Genomic DNA, 3,815 nt, shown 5'->3' on the forward strand with positions numbered 1-3,815 from the left:
CGGCCTTCGGCCTCCTCGCAATGACAAATTTAGGGGCATTGCACCACTGAATTTGTTCCGTAATCATTGCCAACCTGCATGGCGGTCACTGACCGCCGCTACAGACGCAATCGGTTTGTACGTTTTTATCGTCAGCCTGTTTCTTGCGCTGGTGCGGAGCCGGGCCCGGCTGTCCGCTCCCCTACATTTCCCTTTGCGGTGTCGAAAAATTCCCCCGGGGAGGGTTTTCATTCCAGCCGGAATGTGATATGATATGGTAGTAATGATTTAATCTCTGCAGCGAGGAATTCCGCCATGCATGAACCAAACGAATTCGGCGTGCCGACGCACGCGCATTCCCATACCGAAGCCCATTCCCACTCCCACCCGCACGTCCACGAGAGCAAGAAAAACGTCGTCAACCGTCTGGCCCGCGCCATCGGCCATCTGGAAAAGGTCAAGCGCATGGTCGAGGACGACTGCGACTGTGCCGAGGTGCTCATCCAGATCGCTGCGGTACGCGCCGCCATCGAGAACACCGGCAAGGTGATCCTGCAGGACCATATCCAGCACTGCATCGTCGACGCCGTGGAGGAGGGCGACGATCAGGCCATTGCAAGCCTGTGCGCCGCCATTGATAAATTCATGAAGTAAGAGGTTGCCCCATGACCGATTTGAACCACATCCGGAATTTTTCCATCGTCGCCCATATTGACCACGGCAAATCCACGCTGGCAGACCGCCTGCTCGAGGAGTGCAACACCGTGGACAAGCGTGAGATGGAGGACCAGATCCTCGACTCCATGGAGCTGGAGCGTGAGCGCGGCATCACCATCAAGGCCCGCGCCGTCAAGCTGACCTATCACGCCGACGACGGCGAGACCTATACCCTAAACCTCATCGACACGCCGGGCCATGTGGACTTCAACTATGAGGTCTCCCGGTCGCTGGCCGCCTGCGAGGGCGCCGTGCTCGTCGTGGATGCCTCGCAGGGCATCGAGGCCCAGACGCTCGCCAACACCTACCTTGCCATTGACGCCGGGCTGGAGGTCATCCCCGTGGTGAACAAGATCGACCTGCCGTCCGCCCGCCCGCTGGAGGTCAAGCACGAGATCGAGGACGTCATCGGCATCCCCGCCATGGAAGCGCCGGAAATTTCCGCCAAAAACGGCATCAACATCCACGCTGTGCTTGAGGACGTCGTGCGGAACATTCCCGCCCCGCAGGGCGACCGTGAGGCCCCCGTGCAGGCTCTGATCTTCGACAGTCAATACGACTCCTACCGCGGCGTGATCGTCTATCTCCGCGTGAAGAACGGCGTGCTGCGCCCCGGCATGGACATCCGCATGATGGCCACGGGTGCGGAATACAAGATCGTCGAGGTCGGCTACCTGCACCCGAACGGCATGATCCCTGCCGATGCTCTCGGCGCGGGCGAGGTCGGCTATCTCACGGCCTCCATCAAGACCGTGGCGGACACCCGCGTCGGCGACACCGTCACCGGCGTGGAGGACCCCTGCAGCGAGCCTCTGCCCGGCTACAAGGCCGTGCAGCCCATGGTCTACTCCGGCGTCTATCCGGCCGACGGCAGCAAATACGGCGACCTGCGCGACGCGCTGGAGAAGCTGAAGCTCAACGATGCCTCCATGTCCTATACGCAGGAAAATTCCATCGCCCTCGGCTTCGGCTTCCGCTGCGGCTTTTTGGGCCTGCTGCACATGGAGATCATCATGGAGCGGCTCGAGCGCGAATACAACCTCGACCTCATCACGACCGCGCCGAACGTCGTCTACCGCATCACCAAGACGAGCGGAGAGACCATCGAGGTCTATACCCCGCTGAACTATCCCGACCCCGCCGAAATTCTGCAGTGCGAGGAGCCGTTCGTCCGCGCCAGCATCCTGACGCCGCCGGAATACGTCGGCAACATCATGGAGCTTTGCCAACAGCGCCGCGGCGAATACCGCGACATGACCTACCTCGACGAGGGCCGCGTGGAGCTGCACTATTTCATGCCGCTCAACGAGATCATCTACGACTTCTTTGACGCGCTGAAGTCCCGCACGCGCGGCTACGGCTCGCTGGACTACGAGATGGACGGCTACCGTCCGTCGCGCCTTGTGAAGCTCGACATCCTGCTCAACGGCGAGATCGTCGACGCGCTGTCCTTCATCCTGTTTGCGGACAACGCCTACGCCCGCGCGCGCAGGATCTGCGAGAAGCTCAAGGAGAATATCCCGCGCCAGATGTTTGAAATTCCGGTGCAGGCGGCCGTCGGCGGCAAGATCATCGCCCGCGAGACCATCAAGGCCCTGCGCAAGGACGTGCTGGCCAAGTGCTACGGCGGTGACATCACCCGCAAGAAGAAGCTGCTTGAAAAGCAGAAGGAAGGCAAGAAGCGCATGCGCACGTTCGGCACGGTGTCCGTGCCCTCCGAGGCGTTTATGGCGGTTCTGAAAATGGACGAATGAAGCACATCACCATCTATACCGACGGGGCCTGCTCCGGCAACCCCGGCCCCGGCGGCTGGGGCGCAATTTTGGAGTGGAACGGCACGGAGAAGGAGATTTCCGGCGGCGAGGCGCAGACGACGAACAACCGCATGGAGCTGACGGCCGTCATCTCCGCCCTGCGCGCGCTGAAGGAGCCGTGCGAGGTGTCGCTCTACACCGACTCGAAATACGTCTGCGACGCCGTGCAGAAGCGCTGGGTCTATGGCTGGCGCGCGCGCGGCTGGATCAAGGCCGACAAAATGCCCGCGCTGAACGTCGACCTGTGGCAGGAGCTGCTGCCCCTGCTCGAGACGCACCGCGTGAGCTGGAACTGGGTGAAGGGACACGCCGACAACGCCAAAAACAACCGCTGCGACGAGCTTGCCGTGGCGCAGAGCCGGGCACACGCCCGCGCGTAACGGAGGGAGAACGCATGTTTTACGGAATTCTGGCCGCCCTTGCGGCCATGATCGTCGGGCTGGACCAGTGGACGAAGTGGCTGACGGTGACGCACATCCCGAGCACGAACGGCTCGGCCGTCGTCAAGGCCATTCCGGGGTTTTTCCACATCACACACATCAAGAACACCGGTGCGGCGTGGTCGATGCTCGAGGGGCAGACGTGGCTGTTCGTGCTGGTGACGGCGGTGTTTTTCGTCATCCTCGGCGTGCTGATCTGGAAAAAGGTCCTGCAGAAGAGATTTGAGCTCGTGTGCCTCGCGATGATCGCGGGCGGCGCGCTCGGCAACCTCATCGACCGCGTCGTCTCCGGCGCAGTGACGGACATGATCCGGCTGGAATTCGTCAATTTCCCCGTATTCAACGTGGCCGACTGCTTCGTAACAACGGGCTGTGCGCTGCTCATCGTGTATGTTCTGTTTTTCGACCGGCCGAAAAAATCGCCGCCCGAGCAGGACGGCAAAGCGGAATAAAGCGTCTCCGGGACCCATACGGGCCCCGGAGCTTTTTTGTGATGGAGCCGCCCTTGGCTCTCCCTCTGGGAGAGCTGTCACCGAAGGTGACTGAGAGGGCCTTGCAGGCACTGCCGATAGGTTCAGGGCATCGCTAAAATGGCAAGCACCTCCGACTTGTCATTGCGAGGAGCGCAGCGACGCGGCAATCTCGCAGGACCCGGTTGGATAACAGGTCACTCCCGGCGAAAACGTAACCGGTTGCAGGAGATTCCCACGTCGCTTCGCTCCTCGGAATGACAAACTTGGGGGCATTGCACGTTCACCGGGAATGCCTCCATATTTGCAACTGCCAATGGCGCTCAACCCCCGTAAAGGGGACGCCGCATCCGTAAGGCGGCAAAGCCGCCAACGGCTGCGCAGTGAGCGCCGCT

Annotated in this window: 4 protein-coding genes; all 4 read left to right on the forward strand. The window is 61.5% G+C overall.

Annotated features, from left to right (window positions below; all coding sequences use genetic code 11):
* The first annotated feature begins 294 nt into the window (after positions 1 to 294).
* From WMO66_RS06035 to lspA, 4 genes are read left to right on the forward strand one after another with little or no spacing between them, the layout of a single operon-like run.
* Positions 295 to 633, forward strand: a complete 339-nt coding sequence (locus WMO66_RS06035) for a metal-sensing transcriptional repressor (RefSeq protein ID WP_046414983.1) — start codon at positions 295 to 297, stop codon at positions 631 to 633.
* 11 nt (positions 634 to 644) lie between these two features.
* On the forward strand, positions 645 to 2,450 hold the full coding sequence (gene lepA, locus WMO66_RS06040; RefSeq protein ID WP_349135491.1) for a translation elongation factor 4: 1,806 nt from the start codon (positions 645 to 647) through the stop codon (positions 2,448 to 2,450).
* Positions 2,447 to 2,890 carry a ribonuclease HI gene (gene rnhA, locus WMO66_RS06045; protein WP_349135492.1) on the forward strand — a complete coding sequence of 148 codons (444 nt, stop codon included), beginning with the start codon at positions 2,447 to 2,449 and terminating at the stop codon, positions 2,888 to 2,890. Before lepA ends, rnhA begins: the two co-directional genes overlap by 4 nt.
* Before the next feature lie 14 nt (positions 2,891 to 2,904).
* Entirely contained in the window at positions 2,905 to 3,402 is a 498-nt protein-coding gene (gene lspA / locus WMO66_RS06050) for a signal peptidase II (protein WP_349135493.1), read from the forward strand.
* Positions 3,403 to 3,815 lie beyond the last annotated feature (413 nt).

The organism is Faecousia intestinalis (genome assembly GCF_040096185.1).
GTDB lineage: Bacteria > Bacillota > Clostridia > Oscillospirales > Oscillospiraceae > JAZOXB01.